At 63.6% G+C, this 17,651-nt stretch carries 28 protein-coding genes; all 28 read left to right on the forward strand.

The genetic code is table 11. The annotated features are described in order from the left end of the window. Positions 1-5 precede the first annotated feature (5 nt). The 28 genes from fusA (at position 6) to rpsK (ending at position 17,637) form a co-directional block, all read left to right on the forward strand. Positions 6-2,078, forward strand: a complete 2,073-nt coding sequence (gene fusA / locus A7X65_RS02385; RefSeq protein ID WP_063682750.1) for an elongation factor G — start codon at positions 6-8, stop codon at positions 2,076-2,078. 40 nt (positions 2,079-2,118) lie between these two features. Then, positions 2,119-3,309 carry an elongation factor Tu gene (tuf, locus tag A7X65_RS02390; protein ID WP_008136415.1) on the forward strand — a complete coding sequence of 397 codons (1,191 nt, stop codon included), beginning with the start codon at positions 2,119-2,121 and terminating at the stop codon, positions 3,307-3,309. A gap of 81 nt (positions 3,310-3,390) precedes the next feature. After that, positions 3,391-3,699: a 30S ribosomal protein S10 gene (gene rpsJ, locus A7X65_RS02395; protein ID WP_002712302.1), complete on the forward strand. Its 309-nt coding sequence runs from the start codon at positions 3,391-3,393 to the stop codon at positions 3,697-3,699. A gap of 51 nt (positions 3,700-3,750) precedes the next feature. Continuing rightward, positions 3,751-4,464, forward strand: coding sequence for a 50S ribosomal protein L3 (gene rplC / locus A7X65_RS02400; protein ID WP_063682751.1), 714 nt, complete (start codon positions 3,751-3,753; stop codon positions 4,462-4,464). A 1-nt stretch (position 4,465) separates the two neighbouring features. After that, entirely contained in the window at positions 4,466-5,086 is a 621-nt protein-coding gene (rplD, locus tag A7X65_RS02405) for a 50S ribosomal protein L4 (protein ID WP_011088150.1), read from the forward strand. Continuing rightward, a complete protein-coding gene (locus A7X65_RS02410; RefSeq protein WP_027564406.1) occupies positions 5,083-5,385 on the forward strand; it encodes a 50S ribosomal protein L23 in 303 nt (100 codons plus the stop codon). Before rplD ends, A7X65_RS02410 begins: the two co-directional genes overlap by 4 nt. Positions 5,386-5,397: 12 nt before the next feature. Beyond that, positions 5,398-6,231, forward strand: a complete 834-nt coding sequence (rplB, locus tag A7X65_RS02415) for a 50S ribosomal protein L2 (protein WP_063682752.1) — start codon at positions 5,398-5,400, stop codon at positions 6,229-6,231. 12 nt (positions 6,232-6,243) lie between these two features. Continuing rightward, positions 6,244-6,522 carry a 30S ribosomal protein S19 gene (rpsS, locus tag A7X65_RS02420; protein ID WP_008136357.1) on the forward strand — a complete coding sequence of 93 codons (279 nt, stop codon included), beginning with the start codon at positions 6,244-6,246 and terminating at the stop codon, positions 6,520-6,522. A 10-nt stretch (positions 6,523-6,532) separates the two neighbouring features. After that, positions 6,533-6,919, forward strand: a complete 387-nt coding sequence (gene rplV, locus A7X65_RS02425; protein ID WP_024342451.1) for a 50S ribosomal protein L22 — start codon at positions 6,533-6,535, stop codon at positions 6,917-6,919. 18 nt (positions 6,920-6,937) lie between these two features. Then, positions 6,938-7,663, forward strand: a complete 726-nt coding sequence (gene rpsC, locus A7X65_RS02430) for a 30S ribosomal protein S3 (RefSeq protein WP_063682753.1) — start codon at positions 6,938-6,940, stop codon at positions 7,661-7,663. Positions 7,664-7,693: 30 nt separating this feature from the next. Continuing rightward, positions 7,694-8,107, forward strand: a complete 414-nt coding sequence (gene rplP, locus A7X65_RS02435) for a 50S ribosomal protein L16 (RefSeq protein WP_018647247.1) — start codon at positions 7,694-7,696, stop codon at positions 8,105-8,107. A 5-nt stretch (positions 8,108-8,112) separates the two neighbouring features. Continuing rightward, a complete protein-coding gene (gene rpmC, locus A7X65_RS02440; protein WP_011088144.1) occupies positions 8,113-8,319 on the forward strand; it encodes a 50S ribosomal protein L29 in 207 nt (68 codons plus the stop codon). A 13-nt stretch (positions 8,320-8,332) separates the two neighbouring features. After that, positions 8,333-8,581, forward strand: coding sequence for a 30S ribosomal protein S17 (rpsQ, locus tag A7X65_RS02445; protein WP_008136346.1), 249 nt, complete (start codon positions 8,333-8,335; stop codon positions 8,579-8,581). Between the two features lie 84 nt (positions 8,582-8,665). Beyond that, on the forward strand, positions 8,666-9,034 hold the full coding sequence (gene rplN / locus A7X65_RS02450; RefSeq protein WP_063682754.1) for a 50S ribosomal protein L14: 369 nt from the start codon (positions 8,666-8,668) through the stop codon (positions 9,032-9,034). Then, positions 9,034-9,348 carry a 50S ribosomal protein L24 gene (rplX, locus tag A7X65_RS02455; RefSeq protein WP_007603031.1) on the forward strand — a complete coding sequence of 105 codons (315 nt, stop codon included), beginning with the start codon at positions 9,034-9,036 and terminating at the stop codon, positions 9,346-9,348. The genes rplN and rplX overlap by 1 nt, the downstream gene beginning before the upstream one ends. Then, positions 9,341-9,898, forward strand: coding sequence for a 50S ribosomal protein L5 (rplE, locus tag A7X65_RS02460; RefSeq protein WP_011088141.1), 558 nt, complete (start codon positions 9,341-9,343; stop codon positions 9,896-9,898). Before rplX ends, rplE begins: the two co-directional genes overlap by 8 nt. 46 nt (positions 9,899-9,944) lie before the next feature. Next, the gene (gene rpsN, locus A7X65_RS02465; protein WP_018647251.1) at positions 9,945-10,250 is read left to right on the forward strand and encodes a 30S ribosomal protein S14; all 306 of its coding nucleotides are present in this window, start codon (positions 9,945-9,947) and stop codon (positions 10,248-10,250) included. 14 nt (positions 10,251-10,264) lie between these two features. Then, positions 10,265-10,663: a 30S ribosomal protein S8 gene (gene rpsH / locus A7X65_RS02470; protein ID WP_027554158.1), complete on the forward strand. Its 399-nt coding sequence runs from the start codon at positions 10,265-10,267 to the stop codon at positions 10,661-10,663. A 16-nt stretch (positions 10,664-10,679) separates the two neighbouring features. Beyond that, complete coding sequence (gene rplF, locus A7X65_RS02475) at positions 10,680-11,213, forward strand: 50S ribosomal protein L6 (RefSeq protein WP_063682755.1); 534 nt, start codon at positions 10,680-10,682, stop codon at positions 11,211-11,213. Positions 11,214-11,224: 11 nt separating this feature from the next. Continuing rightward, a complete protein-coding gene (gene rplR / locus A7X65_RS02480; RefSeq protein WP_063682756.1) occupies positions 11,225-11,587 on the forward strand; it encodes a 50S ribosomal protein L18 in 363 nt (120 codons plus the stop codon). Between the two features lie 44 nt (positions 11,588-11,631). Next, positions 11,632-12,225, forward strand: coding sequence for a 30S ribosomal protein S5 (gene rpsE / locus A7X65_RS02485; protein ID WP_008136332.1), 594 nt, complete (start codon positions 11,632-11,634; stop codon positions 12,223-12,225). Positions 12,226-12,247: 22 nt separating this feature from the next. Continuing rightward, positions 12,248-12,442: a 50S ribosomal protein L30 gene (rpmD, locus tag A7X65_RS02490; RefSeq protein ID WP_063682757.1), complete on the forward strand. Its 195-nt coding sequence runs from the start codon at positions 12,248-12,250 to the stop codon at positions 12,440-12,442. Between the two features lie 75 nt (positions 12,443-12,517). Continuing rightward, entirely contained in the window at positions 12,518-13,003 is a 486-nt protein-coding gene (gene rplO / locus A7X65_RS02495; protein WP_018322273.1) for a 50S ribosomal protein L15, read from the forward strand. Positions 13,004-13,153: 150 nt separating this feature from the next. Further along, entirely contained in the window at positions 13,154-14,485 is a 1,332-nt protein-coding gene (secY, locus tag A7X65_RS02500) for a preprotein translocase subunit SecY (protein ID WP_063682758.1), read from the forward strand. Positions 14,486-14,496: 11 nt separating this feature from the next. Continuing rightward, entirely contained in the window at positions 14,497-15,708 is a 1,212-nt protein-coding gene (locus tag A7X65_RS02505) for a preprotein translocase subunit SecY (protein ID WP_063682759.1), read from the forward strand. Then, on the forward strand, positions 15,705-16,571 hold the full coding sequence (locus A7X65_RS02510; protein ID WP_063682760.1) for an adenylate kinase: 867 nt from the start codon (positions 15,705-15,707) through the stop codon (positions 16,569-16,571). The genes A7X65_RS02505 and A7X65_RS02510 overlap by 4 nt, the downstream gene beginning before the upstream one ends. 186 nt (positions 16,572-16,757) lie before the next feature. Further along, positions 16,758-17,126, forward strand: coding sequence for a 30S ribosomal protein S13 (gene rpsM / locus A7X65_RS02515; protein ID WP_063682761.1), 369 nt, complete (start codon positions 16,758-16,760; stop codon positions 17,124-17,126). A gap of 121 nt (positions 17,127-17,247) precedes the next feature. Continuing rightward, on the forward strand, positions 17,248-17,637 hold the full coding sequence (rpsK, locus tag A7X65_RS02520) for a 30S ribosomal protein S11 (RefSeq protein ID WP_007603045.1): 390 nt from the start codon (positions 17,248-17,250) through the stop codon (positions 17,635-17,637). The last annotated feature ends 14 nt before the right edge of the window (positions 17,638-17,651 follow it).

The following is a 17,651-nucleotide window of genomic DNA, read 5'->3' on the forward strand; positions in this document are numbered from 1 at the left end:
AGCCCATGCCTCGCGTTCATGCCATAGAGAACTACCGCAATTTCGGTATCATGGCGCATATCGATGCCGGCAAGACCACGACCACCGAGCGCATCCTCTATTACACCGGCAAGAGCCACAAGATCGGCGAAGTGCACGAAGGTGCCGCGACGATGGACTGGATGGAGCAGGAGCAGGAGCGTGGCATCACGATCACCTCGGCTGCGACCACCGCGTTCTGGGCCGGCAAGCGCCTGAACATCATCGACACCCCCGGCCACGTCGACTTCACCATCGAAGTCGAGCGTTCGCTGCGCGTGCTCGACGGCGCCGTCTGCGTGCTCGACTCCAACCAGGGTGTCGAACCCCAGACCGAGACGGTCTGGCGCCAGGGCGACAAGTACAAGGTTCCGCGCATCGTCTTCGCCAACAAGATGGACAAGACCGGCGCCGACTTCTTCAAGTGCCTGGCCGACATCGTCGACCGCCTCGGCGCCAAGCCGATCGCGATCCAGCTTCCGATCGGTGCCGAGAACAACTTCAAGGGTCTCGTCGACCTCGTGAAGATGCAGGGCATCATCTGGAACGACGAGTCGCTCGGCGCGAAGTTCGACTATGTCGACATCCCGGAAGATCTGGTCGAGCAGGCCAAGGAATACCGCGAGAAGATGGTGGAAGCCGCCGTCGAGCTCGACGACGACGCCATGGCCGCCTACCTCGACGGCAAGGAGCCGGATGAAGAGACGCTGAAGCGGTTGATCCGCAAGGCGGTGCTGACCGGCGCGTTCTATCCCGTGCTGTGCGGTTCGGCCTTCAAGAACAAGGGCGTGCAGCCGCTGCTCGACGCCGTCGTCGACTATCTGCCGTCGCCGATCGACGTGCCTGCGATCAAGGGTACCGACGATCTCGGCAACGAAGTCGTGCGCAAGGCGGACGACAAGGAGCCGCTGGCTCTGCTCGCGTTCAAGATCATGGACGATCCGTTCGTCGGCACCATCACCTTCTGCCGCATCTACTCCGGCGTTCTCCAGAGCGGCACCGGCGTCGTGAACTCGACCCGCGAGAAGAAGGAGCGCATCGGGCGCATGCTGCTGATGCATGCGAACAACCGCGAAGACATCAAGGAAGCCTATGCCGGCGACATCGTCGCGCTGGCCGGCCTGAAGGAAGCGCGCACCGGTGACACGCTGTGCGATCCCGACAAGCAGGTGATCCTGGAGAAGATGGAATTCCCCGAGCCGGTCATCGAGATCGCGATCGAGCCGAAGTCCAAGGCCGACCAGGAAAAGCTGGGCGTGGCGCTGGCCAAGCTCGCCGCGGAGGATCCGTCCTTCCGCGTCTCGACCGACCAGGAGTCCGGCCAGACCATCCTCAAGGGCATGGGCGAACTCCATCTCGACATCAAGGTCGACATCCTCAAGCGCACCTACAAGGTCGACGCCAACATCGGCGCGCCGCAGGTTGCGTTCCGTGAGCGCGTCACCAAGAAGGCCGAGGTCAAGTACACCCACAAGAAGCAGACCGGCGGTACCGGTCAGTTCGCGGAAGTGTCGATCGTGGTCGAGCCGAACGAGCCCGGCAAGGGCTACGAGTTCGAGTCCAAGATCGTCGGCGGTGCGGTTCCGAAGGAATACATCCCCGGCGTCGAAAAGGGCCTCAACAGCGTGATGAGCTCTGGCGTGGTCGCGGGCTTCCCCGTGGTCGACGTCAAGGTCTCGCTGGTCGACGGTAAGTATCACGACGTCGACTCGTCGGCGCTCGCCTTCGAAATCGCATCGCGCGCGGCATTCCGCGAGGCGCTGACGAAGGGCAAGTCCGTCCTGCTCGAGCCGATCATGAAGGTCGAAGTGGTGACCCCGGAAGACTACACCGGCTCGGTCATCGGCGACCTGAACTCCCGGCGCGGTCAGATCCAGGGTCAGGACATGCGCGGCAACGCCAACGTCATCAACGCGATGGTGCCGCTCATGAACATGTTCGGTTACGTGAACAACCTGCGCTCGATGAGCCAGGGTCGCGCGACCTTCACCATGCAGTTCGACCACTACGCAGAAGCGCCGGCCAACGTGTCGGCAGAAGTCCAGAAGAAGTTTGCCTGATTGTCGTCGGTTGAAAGCTGACGATTGAACGGAGAGTCAAATGGCCAAAGCAAAGTTTGAACGTAACAAGCCGCACTGCAACATCGGCACCATCGGTCACGTCGACCATGGCAAGACGTCGCTGACCGCGGCGATCACCAAGGTTCTCGCCGAAGCCGGCGGTGCGACGTTCACCGCGTACGACCAGATCGACAAGGCGCCGGAAGAGAAGGCCCGCGGCATCACCATTTCGACCGCGCACGTCGAGTACGAGACGCCGAACCGCCACTACGCGCACGTCGACTGCCCCGGCCACGCCGACTACGTGAAGAACATGATCACCGGCGCTGCCCAGATGGACGGCGCGATCCTGGTCGTGTCGGCCGCTGACGGCCCGATGCCGCAGACCCGCGAGCACATCCTGCTCGCCCGCCAGGTCGGCGTGCCCGCGCTCGTCGTGTTCCTCAACAAGTGCGACATGGTCGACGATCCGGAACTGCTCGAGCTCGTCGAGCTCGAAGTCCGCGAGCTGCTCTCGAAGTACGACTTCCCGGGCGACAAGATCCCGATCATCAAGGGTTCGGCTCTGGCCGCTCTCGAAGATTCCGACAAGAAGCTCGGCCACGACGCCATCCTCGAGCTGATGAAGAACGTCGACGAGTACATCCCGCAGCCGGAGCGTCCGATCGACCAGCCGTTCCTGATGCCGGTTGAAGACGTGTTCTCGATCTCGGGCCGCGGCACCGTCGTGACCGGCCGTGTCGAGCGCGGCATCGTCAAGGTCGGCGAGGAAATCGAGATCGTCGGTCTCCGCGCCACCCAGAAGACGACCGTCACCGGCGTCGAAATGTTCCGCAAGCTGCTCGATCAGGGCCAGGCCGGCGACAACATCGGTGCGCTGCTCCGCGGCACCAAGCGCGAAGACGTCGAGCGCGGCCAGGTGCTGTGCAAGCCGGGTTCGGTCAAGCCGCACACCAAGTTCAAGGCTGAGGCTTACATCCTCACCAAGGAAGAGGGCGGTCGCCACACCCCGTTCTTCACCAACTACCGTCCGCAGTTCTACTTCCGCACCACCGACGTGACCGGTGTCGTGCACCTGCCGGAAGGCACCGAGATGGTGATGCCGGGCGACAACATCGCGATGGAAGTGCACCTGATCGTGCCGATCGCGATGGAAGAGAAGCTCCGCTTCGCGATCCGCGAAGGCGGCCGCACCGTCGGCGCCGGCGTCGTCGCCTCGATCATCGAGTAATTACGAGAAAAGGGACGGCGAGTAGCGAATGGTGACATTCGCTATTCGCTATTCGCCACCCACTGAAGAGAGACCACGGCAATGAACGGCCAAAACATTCGTATCCGTCTCAAGGCGTTCGACCATCGTATCCTCGATACGTCGACCCGTGAGATCGTGAACACGGCGAAGCGCACCGGCGCGCAGGTCCGCGGACCCATTCCGCTGCCCACCCGCATCGAGAAGTTCACCGTCAACCGTTCGCCCCACGTCGACAAGAAGAGCCGCGAACAGTTCGAGATGCGCACCCACAAGCGCCTGCTCGACATCGTCGATCCGACCCCGCAGACCGTCGATGCTTTGATGAAGCTCGACCTGGCCGCCGGTGTCGACGTCGAGATCAAGCTCTAAGATTTTGGATCCCGTTCGCGAAAGCGGACAAAGAGAACAGGAAGCAAGCCGATGCGCTCCGGAGTGATCGCACAAAAGGTCGGGATGACGCGGGTCTTTACGGAGGCCGGCGAACATATCCCCGTGACCGTGCTGAAGCTCGGCAATTGCCAGGTCGTAGGCCACCGCACTGAAGAGAAGAACGGTTACGTCGCGCTCCAGCTCGGTTCGGGCAGCCGCAAGACCGTTTACATGCCCAAGGCCGAGCGCGGCCAGTTCGCGGTCGCCAAGGTCGAGCCGAAGCGCCGGGTCGAGGAGTTCCGCGTCACCGCGGACGCCATGATCCCGGTCGGCGCCGAGATCCAGGCCGACCACTTCGTCGTCGGCCAGTTCGTCGACGTCACCGGCACCTCGGTCGGTAAGGGCTTCGCCGGCGGTATGAAGCGCTGGAACTTCGGCGGTCTGCGCGCCACGCACGGTGTGTCGATCTCGCACCGTTCGATCGGTTCGACCGGTGGCCGTCAGGACCCCGGCAAGACCTGGAAGAACAAGAAGATGCCCGGCCACATGGGTGTCGACCGCATCACCACGCTCAACCTCCGCGTCGTTCAGCTCGACGTCGAGCGCGGCCTGATCCTCGTCGAAGGCGCCGTTCCCGGCTCCAAGGGCGGCTGGATCCGCGTGCGTGACGCCGTCAAGAAGCCGCTGCCGAAGGACGCTCCGAAGCCCGGCAAGTTCAAGGTTGCTGGCGACGCTGACGCCGCTCCGGCTGCGCAGGAGGCGTGAGATGGAACTGAAGGTCACCACCCTCGAAGGTAAGGAAGCCGGCTCCGTCCAGCTCTCCGACGCCATTTTCGGTCTCGAGCCGCGCCAGGACATCATTGCACGCTGCGTGCAGTGGCAGCTCAACAAGCGTCAGGCCGGCACCCACAAGGCCAAGGGCCGCGCCGAGATCTGGCGTACCGGCAAGAAGATGTACAAGCAGAAGGGCACCGGCGGTGCTCGTCACGGCTCGGCCCGCGTGCCGCAGTTCCGTGGCGGTGGCCGTGCCTTCGGCCCGGTGGTGCGTTCGCACGCCACCGACCTGCCGAAGAAGGTCCGCGCGCTCGCTCTCAAGCACGCTCTCTCGGCGAAGGCCAAGGACGGCGATCTGCTCGTGATCGACAAGGCGGCTCTGGAAGCCGCCAAGACCAAGGCGCTGCTCGGTCACTTCTCGGGTCTGGGGCTCACCAACGCGCTGATCATCGACGGTGCCGAGCTCAACAACGGCTTCGCCGCTGCAGCCCGCAACATCCCGAACATGGACGTGCTGCCGATCCAGGGCATCAACGTCTATGACATCCTGCGCCGTCAGAAGCTCGTTCTGACCAAGGCCGCCATCGATGCGCTGGAGGCGCGCTTCAAATGAGCAAGAACATCGAGCCTCGCCACTACGACGTGATCCTGTCGCCGGTCGTGACCGAAAAGGCCACGATCGCCTCGGAGCACAACAAGGTGCTGTTCAAGGTGGCCGCCAAGGCGACCAAGCCGCAGATCAAGGAAGCGATCGAGAAGCTGTTCGACGTCAAGGTCAAGAGCGTCAACACGCTGGTCCGCAAGGGCAAGACCAAGGTCTTCCGCGGCAATCTCGGCTCGCAGTCGAACTCCAAGCGCGCGATCGTGACCCTCGAAGAGGGTCATCGGATCGACGTGACCACCGGTCTGTAAGGTCGTACGACGATGGCACTGAAGACATTCAATCCCACGACGCCGGGCCAGCGCCAGCTGGTCATGGTCGATCGTTCGGCCCTGTACAAGGGCAAGCCGGTCAAGGCGCTCACCGAGGGCAAGCACTCCTCGGGCGGCCGCAACAACACCGGCCGCATCACCGTGCGTTTCCGTGGCGGCGGTCACAAGCAGACCCTGCGCATCGTCGACTTCAAGCGCGACAGGGTCGATGCGCCCGCGACGGTCGAGCGGCTGGAATATGATCCGAACCGCACCGCGTTCATCGCGCTGATCAAGTATCAGGACGGCGAGCAGGCCTATATCCTGGCGCCGCAGCGCCTGGCCGTGGGCGACACCATTGTCGCCGGCAACTACGTCGACGTGAAGCCGGGCAACGTCATGCCGCTCGGCAACATGCCGGTCGGCACGATCATCCACAACATCGAGGTCAAGATCGGGAAGGGCGGCCAGCTCGCTCGTTCCGCTGGCACCTATGCTCAGCTCGTCGGCCGCGACCAGGACTACGTGATCATCCGCCTGAACTCGGGCGAGCAGCGTCTGGTGCACGGCCGTTGCCGCGGCACGATCGGCGCGGTGTCGAATCCGGATCACATGAACACCTCGATCGGCAAGGCCGGCCGTAACCGTTGGCTGGGCCGCAAGCCGCACAACCGCGGTGTTTCGATGAACCCGATCGACCATCCGCACGGCGGTGGTGAAGGTCGTACCTCGGGCGGCCGCCACCCGGTCACCCCGTGGGGCAAGCCGACCAAGGGCAAGAAGACCCGCTCCAACAAGTCGACCAACAAATTCATTCTCCTAAGCCGCCACAAGCGGAAGAAGTAAGGAACGACGGACATGGTTCGTTCAGTCTGGAAAGGCCCGTTCGTCGAGGGTTCTCTGCTCAAGAAGGCAGATGCTGCCCGCGCGTCCGGCCGTCACGACGTCATCAAGATCTGGAGCCGTCGCTCGACGATCCTGCCGCAGTTCGTCGGCCTGACCTTCGGCGTTTACAACGGTCAGAAGCACGTGCCGGTGGCCGTCAACGAGGAAATGGTCGGTCACAAGTTCGGCGAGTTCTCGCCGACCCGGACCTTCCATGGCCACTCCGGCGACAAGAAAGCCAAGAAGGCTTGAGGATTAAACGATGAGCAAACCTAAGCGCGAACGGAGCCTCGCCGAGAACGAGGCCAAGGCGGTCGCCCGGATGCTGCGGGTGAGCCCGCAGAAGCTCAACCTGGTCGCCCAGCTCATTCGCGGCCGGAAGGCGTCTGCCGCGCTCGCCGACCTGCAGTTTTCGCGCAAGCGGATCGCGGTTGACGTGAAGAAGTGCCTGGAATCGGCTATTGCCAACGCCGAGAACAACCACGACCTCGACGTCGACGATCTCGTCGTGGCGCAGGCCTTCGTCGGCAACGGCCTCGTGATGAAGCGCTTTGCCGCCCGCGGCCGTGGCCGCTCGGGCCGGGTCTACAAACCATTTTCGCAGCTGACGATCATCGTTCGTCAGGTCGAAGCCGAAGCAGCGGCTTAAGGGACGCAGGAGAACACGATGGGTCAAAAGATCAATCCGATCGGTCTGCGTCTCGGCATCAACCGGACCTGGGATTCCCGCTGGTTCGCTGGCAAGCAGGAATACGGCAAGCTGCTGCACGAGGACGTCAAGATCCGTGAGATCCTGCACAAGGAGCTCAAGCAGGCGGCCGTCGCCCGCATCGTGATCGAGCGTCCGCACAAGAAGTGCCGCGTCACCATCCACTCGGCTCGTCCGGGCGTGGTGATCGGCAAGAAGGGCGCCGACATCGACAAGCTGCGCAAGCGCGTCGCGGACATCACCTCGTCCGACGTCGTCATCAACATCGTCGAGATCCGCAAGCCGGAGCTCGATGCGACGCTGGTGGCGGAATCGATCGCCCAGCAGCTGGAGCGCCGCGTGGCGTTCCGCCGTGCCATGAAGCGCGCCGTGCAGTCGGCGATGCGTCTCGGCGCGGAAGGCATCCGTATCAACTGCTCGGGTCGTCTGGGCGGTGCGGAAATCGCGCGCATGGAGTGGTATCGCGAAGGTCGCGTGCCGCTGCACACGCTGCGCGCCGACATCGACTACGGCGTTGCGACCGCGTTCACGACCTTCGGCACCTGCGGCGTCAAGGTCTGGATCTTCAAGGGCGAGATCCTCGAGCACGATCCGATGGCCCAGGACAAGAGAATGGCCGAAGGCGAGACCAGCGGCGGTGGTGATCGCGGTGGCCGTGGGCGCCGTGACAACGCTGCGGCCTGATCCGCACTGAGAATTTGAGGGCTTAAAGCCATGATGCAACCTAAGAAAACGAAGTTCCGGAAGGCGCATAAGGGCCGCATCCACGGCGTTGCGTCTTCGGGCGCGACGTTGGCGTTCGGCCAGTACGGCCTGAAGGCGACCGAGCCTGAGCGCGTCACCGCGCGCCAGATCGAAGCCGCTCGCCGCGCGCTGACCCGCCACATGAAGCGCGCCGGCCGCGTCTGGATCCGCGTGTTCCCCGACGTTCCGGTGTCGAAGAAGCCGGCCGAAGTCCGCATGGGCTCCGGCAAGGGCTCGCCGGAATTGTGGGTGGCGCGCGTCAAGCCGGGCCGGGTGCTGTTCGAGATCGACGGCGTCAACACCCAGACCGCGCGCGAGGCGCTGACCCTGGCGGCCGCCAAGCTGCCGATCAAGACGCGCTTCGTCGAGCGCATTGCGGAGTAATGGCCATGGCCCAGATGAAGATCGAAGACATCCGCGCGATGAGCCCCGACCAGCAGGATGACGCCATCCTGAACCTGAAGAAGGAGCGCTTCAACCTGCGCTTCCAGCGCGCCACCGGGCAGCTCGAGAACACCTCGCGCCTGCGCGAGGCTCGCCGCGACATCGCCCGGATCAAGACCGTCGCCGCGCAGACGCGCGCGAAGAAGAAGTAAGGGGCTTACGAAGATGCCGAAACGTACTTTGCAAGGCGTGGTCGTCAGCGACAAGACTGCCAAGACCGTCGTGGTGCGCGTTGACCGCCGCTTCACGCATCCGATCTACAAGAAGACGATCCGCCGTTCGAAGAACTACCACGCGCACGACGAGGACAACCAGTTCAAGCCGGGTGACATGGTGTGGATCGAGGAATCGAAGCCGATTTCGAAGTTGAAGCGCTGGGTCGTGATCCGGGGCGAACACAAGAAAAGCGCCTGATCTGTTGGCTTTAGCCGACTGACTTCAGGGAAATGTTGAGCGCCGGCTGGGCTGGCGCAAAGAGAAAGAGGACGAGGTGCATCAATGATTCAGATGCAGACCAACCTCGACGTGGCCGACAATTCTGGCGCACGCCGTGTCATGTGTATCAAGGTGCTCGGAGGCTCCAAGCGCCGCTACGCCACGATCGGCGACGTCATCGTCGTCTCGATCAAGGAAGCGATTCCGCGTGGCAAGGTGAAGAAGGGCGACGTGATGAAGGCCGTCGTGGTGCGCGTCCGCAAGGACATCCGCCGCGCCGACGGTTCGGTCATCCGCTTCGACCGCAACGCCGCCGTTCTGATCAACAACCAGTCCGAGCCGGTCGGCACCCGTATCTTCGGGCCCGTGCCGCGCGAGCTGCGTGCGAAGAACCACATGAAGATCATTTCGCTCGCGCCGGAGGTGCTGTGATGGCTGCGAAGATCCGCAAGGGCGACAAGGTCGTCGTGCTGACCGGCCGCGACAAGGGCCGCACCGGCGAAGTGTTCGAGGTTCGTCCCGACGCCGGCACCGCGCTGGTGCGCGGCATCAACATGGTCAAGCGTCACCAGAAGCAGACGCAGGCCCAGGAGGGCGGCATCATCTCGAAGGAGTCGCCGATCCAACTGTCCAACATCGCGTATGTCGGCAAGGACGGAAAGCCGACCCGCGTCGGATTCAAGATTCTGGCGGACGGCAAGAAGGTCCGCATCGCCAAGAGCTCGGGAGCTGAGATCGATGGCTGAGGCCGCTTACACCCCGCGCCTGCGCGCGGAATACGATGCGAAGATCCGCACCGCCATGACCGAGAAGTTTGGTTATGAGAACGTGATGCAGGTTCCGCGCCTGGACAAGGTCGTGCTGAACATGGGCGTTGGCGACAGCGTCAACGACCGCAAGAAGGCCGAGACCGCCGCTGCCGAGCTGACCCAGATCGCCGGCCAGAAGGCGATCGTGACCTACTCGCGTATCGCGATCGCGACCTTCAAGCTGCGTGAGAACCAGCCGATCGGCTGCAAGGTCACGCTGCGCAAGGCCCGCATGTACGAGTTCATCGATCGCCTGGTGACGGTCGCTCTGCCGCGTGTCCGCGACTTCCGCGGCCTGAACCCGAAGAGCTTTGACGGCCGCGGCAACTACTCGCTCGGCATCAAGGAGCACATCATTTTCCCCGAGATCGACTTCGACAAGGTCACGGAAGCCCGCGGTATGGACATCACCGTCTGCACCACGGCCAAGACCGACGAAGAGGCGAGGGCCTTGTTGACCGCTTTCAATTTCCCGTTCCGGCAGTGAGACGCTGACCTAAAGCCTCTCAAACGCGGATACCCAGGAGCCAAGCATGGCAAAGAAGAGTTCAGTCGAGAAGAACAACCGGCGCAAGCGGATGGTGAAGAACGCCGCCGCCAAGCGCGAGCGGTTGAAGGCGATCATCGCCGACAAGAAGCTGCCGATGGAAGAGCGTTTCGCTGCGACGCTGAAGCTGGCCGAAATGCCGCGCAACTCGTCGGCGACCCGCATCCGCCTGCGTTGCGAGCTGTCGGGCCGCCCGCGCTCGAACTATCGCAAGAACAAGCTGTCCCGTATCGCGCTGCGCGACCTTGGCTCCAAGGGCATGGTCCCGGGCCTCGTGAAGTCCAGCTGGTAAGGAGGGTCGTTTAGATGTCTACGCACGATCCAATCAGCGATCTGATCACCCGCATCCGCAACGCGCAGATGCGCTCCAAGACCAAGGTCTCCACGCCTGGTTCGAAGATGCGCGAGAACGTGCTCGAGGTGCTGAAGACCGAGGGCTACATCCGCGGTTACGCCACGCTCGAGCACTCCTCGGGCCGCAGCGAGATCGAGATCGAGCTGAAGTATTTCGACGGCGAGCCCGTCATCCGCGAGATCGAACGTGTCTCCAAGCCCGGGCGTCGCGTCTACGCCTCGGTGAAGAACCTGCCGCGGGTCAACAACGGGCTCGGCATTTCGGTGTTGTCGACGCCGAAGGGGATCATGGCCGACCACAGCGCGCGCGACGCGAATGTGGGCGGTGAAGTCCTCTTCACGGTGTTCTGAGAAGGATTTTTCATCCATGTCACGAGTTGGCAAAAGGCCTGTGGCGGTTCCGTCGGGTGTGACCGCGACCGTCGATGGGCAGACCGTCAAGATGAAGGGGCCGAAGGGCCAGCTTCAGTTCGTCGTCCACGACGACGTCGAGGTGAAGCTCGAGAACGGCCAGGTCAAGGTCAAGCCGCGCGCCGAGACCAACCGCGCGCGCGCCCTGTACGGTACCGCTCGCGCCCAGGTCGCGAATCTGGTCGAAGGCGTCACCAAGGGCTTTGAGAAGAAGCTCGAAATCACCGGCGTCGGTTACCGCGCCGCGATGCAGGGCAAGAACCTGCAGCTCGCGCTCGGTTACAGCCACGACGTGATCTATACGATCCCGGAAGGGATCACGATCACCGTGCCGAAGCCCACCGAGATCACGGTCACCGGCAGCGACATCCAGCGCGTCGGCCAGGTCGCCGCCGAGATCCGCGCCTACCGTCCGCCGGAGCCCTACAAGGGCAAGGGCGTGAAGTATGTGGGCGAATTCATCTTCCGCAAGGAAGGCAAGAAGAAGTAACGGAGCCGGTCATGTCCAAAGCCAAGGTTACGAATGCCCGGCGCAAGCGGAGTGTGCGGCTGAAGCTGCGCCGCTCCGGTGGTGGCCGTCCCCGTCTGTCGGTGTTCCGCTCGTCCAAGCACATCTACGCCCAGGTCATCGACGACCTGAAGGGCGAGACGCTGGCCTCTGCTTCCTCGCTCGAGAAGTTGATGCGCGACGGCGGCAAGACCGGCGCCGACATCGATGCGGCGAAGGCGGTCGGCAAGCTGCTGGCCGAGCGCGCCGCCGAGAAGGGCGTCAAGGAAGTCGTGTTCGATCGCGGCAGCTACCTCTACCACGGGCGCGTCAAGGCTCTCGCCGACGCGGCACGTGAGAGCGGGCTGAGCTTCTAACAGAATTTGAGGATTGAGGCGTAAGCCTCTGAAGGATTGGAAAAATGGCAGAACGCGAACAACGTGGTGGACGCGATCAACGCGGCGGCGGACGCGAACGCAAGGAGCGCGAGGAGCGCGACAGCGAGTTCGTCGACAAGCTCGTCCACATCAACCGCGTGGCCAAGGTCGTCAAGGGCGGCAAGCGCTTCGGTTTCGCAGCGCTGGTCGTGATCGGCGACCAGAAGGGCCGCGCCGGCTTCGGTCACGGCAAGGCGCGCGAAGTGCCTGAGGCGATCCGCAAGGCAACCGAGTCCGCCAAGCGCAACCTGACCCGCGTCTCGCTGCGCGAGGGCCGCACGCTCCATCACGACATCGCCGGCCGTCATGGCGCGGGCCGTGTCTACCTGCGTGCAGCTCCTGCCGGTACCGGCATCATCGCCGGCGGCCCGATGCGCGCCGTGTTCGAGACGCTCGGCGTCCAGGACGTGGTTGCGAAGTCGATCGGCTCGTCGAACCCCTACAACATGGTTCGCGCGACCTTCGACGCGCTGAAGCATCAGGATTCGCCGCGTTCGGTCGCAGCCCGCCGCAACATCAAGGTGTCCACTCTGCAGTCGCGCCGTATCGGTGGCGATGCCGAGGCGGCTGCCGACTAACGAAGCTTTGGAGTAGACTCCCATGGCCAAGGCCAGCAAGACGATCAAGCTCGAGCAGATTGGCAGCGCGATCCGCCGCCATCACTCGCAGCGCTCGACGCTGATCGGGCTCAAGCTCAACAAGATCGGTCGCACCAGCGAACTGCAGGACACTCCGGCGGTCCGCGGCATGATCGAGAAGGTTCACCATCTCGTCCGCATCGTCGACGAGAAGTAAGTAACGGCGCGCGATCCCGGGAGCGGGTGACCTGCTTTCGGTGACGATCGTGCGCAAGACACAAGGAGAAGGGCGATGAAGCTCAGCGATATCGCCGACAACGCCGGCTCGCGCAAGAAGCGTATGCGCGTCGGCCGCGGCATCGGTTCGGGCAAGGGCAAGCAGTCCGGCCGCGGCGGCAAGGGTCAGACCGCGCGTTCGGGCGTGCGCATCAAGGGTTTCGAAGGCGGCCAGATGCCGATGCATCGCCGTCTGCCCAAGCGCGGCTTCAACAACATCTTCCGCGTCGAGTTCGCCGAGATCAATCTCGACCGGCTCCAGGAAGCGGTCGATGCCAAGAAGATCGACGCCGGCAGCGTCGTGAACGTCGAGGCCCTGGTGAAGGGCGGCGTGCTGCGCCGCGCCAAGGCCGGCCTGCGGCTGCTCGGCCGTGGCGAGCTCAAGTCCAAGCTCAACATCGAAGTGCATGGCGCCACCAAGACCGCGATCGCCGCGGTCGAGAAGGCCGGCGGTTCGGTGAAGATCCTCGCCCCTGCCAAGGAAGAAGGCGAGGCGGCGTAACAACTGCGTCATTGGCCCGCGGCTCGCGGGCCTTTACGCAGGCGGGACGTGGACTTATCGAAGCCGAGCCCCAGATAATGTCCGGCGTCCGCTAGTTAGTAGCCCGGCCGCGGGCATGACGGCGCAACAGGCGGCGGGAGAAAGTCCAAGATGGTCTCTGCAGCGGAACAACTGGCAGCCAATCTCAATTTCGGCGCGTTTGCCAAGGCCGACGAACTGAAGAAGCGCATCTGGTTCACCCTGGGTGCGCTGCTCGTTTATCGGCTCGGAACCTACATCCCGCTGCCGGGCATCGATCCCAACATCTGGGAGCAGGTGTTCAAGTCGCAGGCGGGCGGCATCCTCGGCATGTTCAACATGTTCGCTGGCGGCGGTATCCACCGCATGGCGATCTTCGCGCTGAACATCATGCCGTACATCTCGGCCTCGATCATCATCCAGCTCCTGACCACCGTCTCGCCGCAGCTCGAGGCGCTGAAGAAGGAAGGCGAGGCCGGCCGCAAGACGCTGAACCAGTACACCCGTTACCTCACGGTGATCCTGGCCGCGTTCCAGTCCTACGGTATCGCGGTGGGCCTCGAGGGCGCCGGCAACGTCGTCAGCGATCCCGGCATGTTCTTCCGCCTGTCCACGGCGATCACGCTGACCGGCGGCACCATGTTCCTGATGTGGCTGGGCGAGCAGATCACCTCGCGCGGCATCGGCAACGGCATCTCGCTGATCATTCTCTCCGGCATCGTCGCCGAGCTGCCCGCGGCGCTCGCCAACATGCTCGAGCTCGGCCGTCAGGGCGCGATGTCGACCGGCCTGATCCTGGTCGTCATCATCATGGCCGTCGCCGTGATCGCCTTCATCGTGTTCATGGAACGCGCCCAGCGCCGGCTGCTGATCCAGTATCCGAAGCGCCAGGTCGGCAACAAGATGTTCGAGGGCCAGTCCTCGCATCTGCCGCTTAAGCTCAACACCTCGGGCGTGATCCCCCCGATCTTCGCGTCCTCGCTGCTCCTGCTGCCGGCCACGGTTGCCAACTTCAACGCGGGCAGCGGTCCGGAATGGTTCCAGTGGATCACGACCCAGCTCGGCCACGGCCGTCCGCTGTTCCTGATCATGTATCTGGCGCTGATCGTGTTCTTCGCCTTCTTCTACACCGCGATCGTGTTCAACCCGACCGAGACCGCGGACAATCTGAAGAAGCATGGCGGCTTCATTCCGGGCATCCGTCCGGGCGAGCGCACCGCCGAATATATCGACTACGTGCTGTCGCGCATCACCGTGCTCGGCGCGATCTATCTTGCCATCGTCTGCTTGATCCCGGAGATCCTGATCTCGTACGCATCAGTGCCGTTCTACTTCGGCGGCACCTCGCTGCTGATCGTCGTGAGCGTCACCATGGATACCGTGGCGCAGGTGCAGGGCTATCTGCTGGCCCACCAGTACGAAGGCCTGATCCGCAAGTCGAAGCTGCGCGGCCGCCGCAGGTAAGCCCGCCGCAAATGACGACCGAGCTCGCGCGCCGCATCGCTATCACGATCGGCGCGCTTCTCATTTATAGGCTCGGCACGCAGATCCCGATCGCTGGATTGGATGTTTCGCGGCTCTCCTCGTTCCCCAGCCTGAACGGCCGCCTTTCGCTCTTTGCGCTCGGCCTCATTCCCTATTTGAGCGCGGCGATCTTGGTTCGGTTGCTGTCGGTGGTGTGGCGCGGCCTGAGTTCGCTGGAGCGATCGGGTGAGGGCGGCCGGCGAAAGGTCGCTCGTGCCACGCTTGTGCTGACGCTGGCCCTTGCGGCCTTTCAGGCCTACGGCATCGCCTCCACGCTCATTTCCTTTCCGGAGCTCGTCAGGAACCCCGACGGCTGGTTCTTAGTAACGGCGACGGCCTCGATGGTTGGTGGCGTCTTCGTGCTGGTGTGGATCAGTGAGCAGATCACCCGCTACGGCATCGGCAACGGCTTGGCGCTGATCCTGAGCGTCGGCATGCTCGTCTCCCTGCCGCGAGACGTCGCCGGCATCGTCGATGTTGTGCGGAGCGGAGCGGTCTCGGGCAATCTCGTGTTCATCCACGTCGTGTTCTGGGTCGTGACCGTCGCCGTGATCGTGCTCGTCGAAGGCGCGCGTCGAAATGTGCGGGTCGAGTTCGGCGCGCTCAATGTCGGCGCGCGGCAATTGCCGGCGCGCGATGCCGTGCTGCCGATCAAGCTCAACAGCGCCGGGTTCCTGATTCCCGTCACCGTTGCGCCGTGGGTCTTCTTTCTGCCGCTTGCCTTTGCGGGCCTTGTCCTGGGAAGCGATCATCCGCTGGTCGCGGCGGCCTACCAGCATCTCCAGCTCGGGCAGCCGGCGCACATGACCCTCGTGTCGATCGCCGTGTTCGCGCTCGCCTTCGTCTACACCGCCTATGTCGTCGATCCCGAATACACCGCCGAATCCCTGGCCCGGCATCACGGCGCAATTCCCGGTATCGCGCCCGGCGAAGCGACGGCCGCCCATCTCGATCGCGTGGTGTCATTGACGACGGTCGTCGGAGCCGTCTACCTGACTGCGTTGCAGTTGATTCCGGAGGTGTTCGACCTTTACGGGATCGGTCTGCCTTATAGTATGGTCGTCAATGGCGGTGCGGCGCTGGTTGTGGTTTGCACTGTCCTTGATATCAAAACACAGGTGCGCGACGTATCGCTCACCAATCCGGGGGGCGTACGCCGATGAGAATTATACTTCTGGGACCGCCGGGGTCGGGCAAGGGGACCCAGGCGCAGCTCTTGGTGCAGCGCTACGGCATCGTCCAGCTCTCGACCGGCGAGATGCTGCGCGCAGCCGTTGCGGCGGGAACGCCGGTCGGGCTGAAGGCCAAGGAGATCATGGCCAGCGGTGGCCTCGTGCCGGACGAGGTCGTGGTCGGAATCATCTCCGACCGGATCGACCAGCCGGACGCCAGGAACGGCTTCATCCTCGACGGCTTCCCGCGCACGGTGCCGCAGGCCGAGGCGCTCGATGAGCTGCTCCGGCACAAGCATCTCAAGCTCGACGCCGTGATCGAGCTCCGCGTCAACGAGAGCGCGCTGCTGAACCGGGTCGAGACCCGAGTCGCGCAGATGCGCGAACGCGGGGAGGAGGTCCGGGTGGATGACACGCCCGAGGTCCTGACCAAGCGCCTGGCCAGCTACCGCACCCAGACGGAGCCCCTGATTCACTACTATTCCGAGCGGAGGAAGCTCTCCACCATCGATGGCATGATGGCCATCGACGAGGTCACCCGCGCCGTCCACCGCCAGCTCCTGGCGCTCGGGGCGGTGGAACCCAAGACCCACGCCCGCAGCGCGGCCAAGTCGGCCCCGGCCAAGAAGGCCAAGGCAACGAAGACGGCGACCAAGAAGGCTGCCAAAAAGCCGGCGAAAGCGGCCAAAAAGGCTGCTAAACCGGCCAAAACCGCCAAAAAGGCGGCCAAGAAGGCCGTGAAGGGCGCCAAGAAGGCAGCCAAGAAAACGGTCAAAAAAGCCGCGAAAAAGACCGTCAAAAAAGGTTCGAAGAAGGGACCAAAAAAGGTCACGAAAAAGCGAGCCAAACGCTAGCAGCGGTTGACGAAAGCCCCTGGAATCCCCTAATAAGCCCCGCATCCAAGTCGGATAGTTTCAGACGATGCCGGGCCCCAGGAAGACCGGGGGTGGGCGTCGTGTTCGCGTTTGTGAACACCTGCCCGAGAAAGCAAGCACTTAAGCCCGATTCCTGACGAGGGATCGGCAACAGGAGAGAAGGCCGTGGCCCGTATTGCCGGCGTGAACATTCCCACCAACAAGCGCGTGCTGATCGCGCTTCAGTACATCCATGGCATCGGCCCGAAGATCGCCGGTGACATCATCGAGAAGGTGAAGATCCCCGTGGATCGTCGCGTCAATCAGCTCAGTGACGCCGAAGTGCTCCAGATCCGCGAAGTGATCGACCGCGACTATCTCGTCGAGGGCGACCTGCGTCGTGAGGTCGGCATCAACATCAAGCGTCTGATGGACCTCGGCTGCTATCGCGGCCTGCGTCATCGTCGCGGTCTGCCGGTGCGCGGTCAGCGGACCCACACCAATGCGCGTACGCGCAAGGGTCCGGCCAAGGCCATCGCCGGCAAGAAGAAGTAAGTTTTCGAATCCAATCGCGGCGTGTGGCGAAAGGGGAGACCCGTTCGCCACGCGCTTTTCGTTCCACAGGTGTAGCCGCTGGCATTACGGCGGCGTTTGAGATCTTCAGGAAAGGGACTCAATGGGCAAGGAAGCCACCCGCGTTCGCCGTCGTGAGCGCAAGAACATCGCCTCCGGCGTTGCGCACGTGAACTCGTCGTTCAACAACACGACCATCACCATCACCGACGCGCAGGGCAACACGATTGCCTGGTCCTCCGCCGGCACGATGGGCTTCAAGGGCTCGCGCAAGTCGACCCCGTACGCGGCGCAGGTTGCCGCCGAGGACGTGTCGAAGAAGGCGCAGGAGCACGGCATGCGCACGCTGGAAGTCGAAGTCGCCGGTCCCGGTTCGGGCCGCGAGTCGGCGCTCCGCGCTCTCCAGGCCGCGGGCTTCACCGTCACCTCGATCCGTGACGTGACCACGATCCCGCACAACGGTTGCCGTCCCCGCAAGCGTCGGCGCGTTTGATTTCTACAAGTTGC

The organism is Bradyrhizobium stylosanthis, from assembly GCF_001641335.1.
Lineage (GTDB): Bacteria > Pseudomonadota > Alphaproteobacteria > Rhizobiales > Xanthobacteraceae > Bradyrhizobium > Bradyrhizobium stylosanthis.

Coding starts and splice junctions, on each gene's coding strand:
- fusA (WP_063682750.1), top strand. CDS start 6: ATGCCTCGCGTTCATGCCATAGAGAACTACCGCAATTTCGGTATCATG.
- tuf (WP_008136415.1), top strand. CDS start 2,119: ATGGCCAAAGCAAAGTTTGAACGTAACAAGCCGCACTGCAACATCGGC.
- rpsJ (WP_002712302.1), top strand. CDS start 3,391: ATGAACGGCCAAAACATTCGTATCCGTCTCAAGGCGTTCGACCATCGT.
- rplC (WP_063682751.1), top strand. CDS start 3,751: ATGCGCTCCGGAGTGATCGCACAAAAGGTCGGGATGACGCGGGTCTTT.
- rplD (WP_011088150.1), top strand. CDS start 4,466: ATGGAACTGAAGGTCACCACCCTCGAAGGTAAGGAAGCCGGCTCCGTC.
- A7X65_RS02410 (WP_027564406.1), top strand. CDS start 5,083: ATGAGCAAGAACATCGAGCCTCGCCACTACGACGTGATCCTGTCGCCG.
- rplB (WP_063682752.1), top strand. CDS start 5,398: ATGGCACTGAAGACATTCAATCCCACGACGCCGGGCCAGCGCCAGCTG.
- rpsS (WP_008136357.1), top strand. CDS start 6,244: ATGGTTCGTTCAGTCTGGAAAGGCCCGTTCGTCGAGGGTTCTCTGCTC.
- rplV (WP_024342451.1), top strand. CDS start 6,533: ATGAGCAAACCTAAGCGCGAACGGAGCCTCGCCGAGAACGAGGCCAAG.
- rpsC (WP_063682753.1), top strand. CDS start 6,938: ATGGGTCAAAAGATCAATCCGATCGGTCTGCGTCTCGGCATCAACCGG.
- rplP (WP_018647247.1), top strand. CDS start 7,694: ATGATGCAACCTAAGAAAACGAAGTTCCGGAAGGCGCATAAGGGCCGC.
- rpmC (WP_011088144.1), top strand. CDS start 8,113: ATGGCCCAGATGAAGATCGAAGACATCCGCGCGATGAGCCCCGACCAG.
- rpsQ (WP_008136346.1), top strand. CDS start 8,333: ATGCCGAAACGTACTTTGCAAGGCGTGGTCGTCAGCGACAAGACTGCC.
- rplN (WP_063682754.1), top strand. CDS start 8,666: ATGATTCAGATGCAGACCAACCTCGACGTGGCCGACAATTCTGGCGCA.
- rplX (WP_007603031.1), top strand. CDS start 9,034: ATGGCTGCGAAGATCCGCAAGGGCGACAAGGTCGTCGTGCTGACCGGC.
- rplE (WP_011088141.1), top strand. CDS start 9,341: ATGGCTGAGGCCGCTTACACCCCGCGCCTGCGCGCGGAATACGATGCG.
- rpsN (WP_018647251.1), top strand. CDS start 9,945: ATGGCAAAGAAGAGTTCAGTCGAGAAGAACAACCGGCGCAAGCGGATG.
- rpsH (WP_027554158.1), top strand. CDS start 10,265: ATGTCTACGCACGATCCAATCAGCGATCTGATCACCCGCATCCGCAAC.
- rplF (WP_063682755.1), top strand. CDS start 10,680: ATGTCACGAGTTGGCAAAAGGCCTGTGGCGGTTCCGTCGGGTGTGACC.
- rplR (WP_063682756.1), top strand. CDS start 11,225: ATGTCCAAAGCCAAGGTTACGAATGCCCGGCGCAAGCGGAGTGTGCGG.
- rpsE (WP_008136332.1), top strand. CDS start 11,632: ATGGCAGAACGCGAACAACGTGGTGGACGCGATCAACGCGGCGGCGGA.
- rpmD (WP_063682757.1), top strand. CDS start 12,248: ATGGCCAAGGCCAGCAAGACGATCAAGCTCGAGCAGATTGGCAGCGCG.
- rplO (WP_018322273.1), top strand. CDS start 12,518: ATGAAGCTCAGCGATATCGCCGACAACGCCGGCTCGCGCAAGAAGCGT.
- secY (WP_063682758.1), top strand. CDS start 13,154: ATGGTCTCTGCAGCGGAACAACTGGCAGCCAATCTCAATTTCGGCGCG.
- A7X65_RS02505 (WP_063682759.1), top strand. CDS start 14,497: ATGACGACCGAGCTCGCGCGCCGCATCGCTATCACGATCGGCGCGCTT.
- A7X65_RS02510 (WP_063682760.1), top strand. CDS start 15,705: ATGAGAATTATACTTCTGGGACCGCCGGGGTCGGGCAAGGGGACCCAG.
- rpsK (WP_007603045.1), top strand. CDS start 17,248: ATGGGCAAGGAAGCCACCCGCGTTCGCCGTCGTGAGCGCAAGAACATC.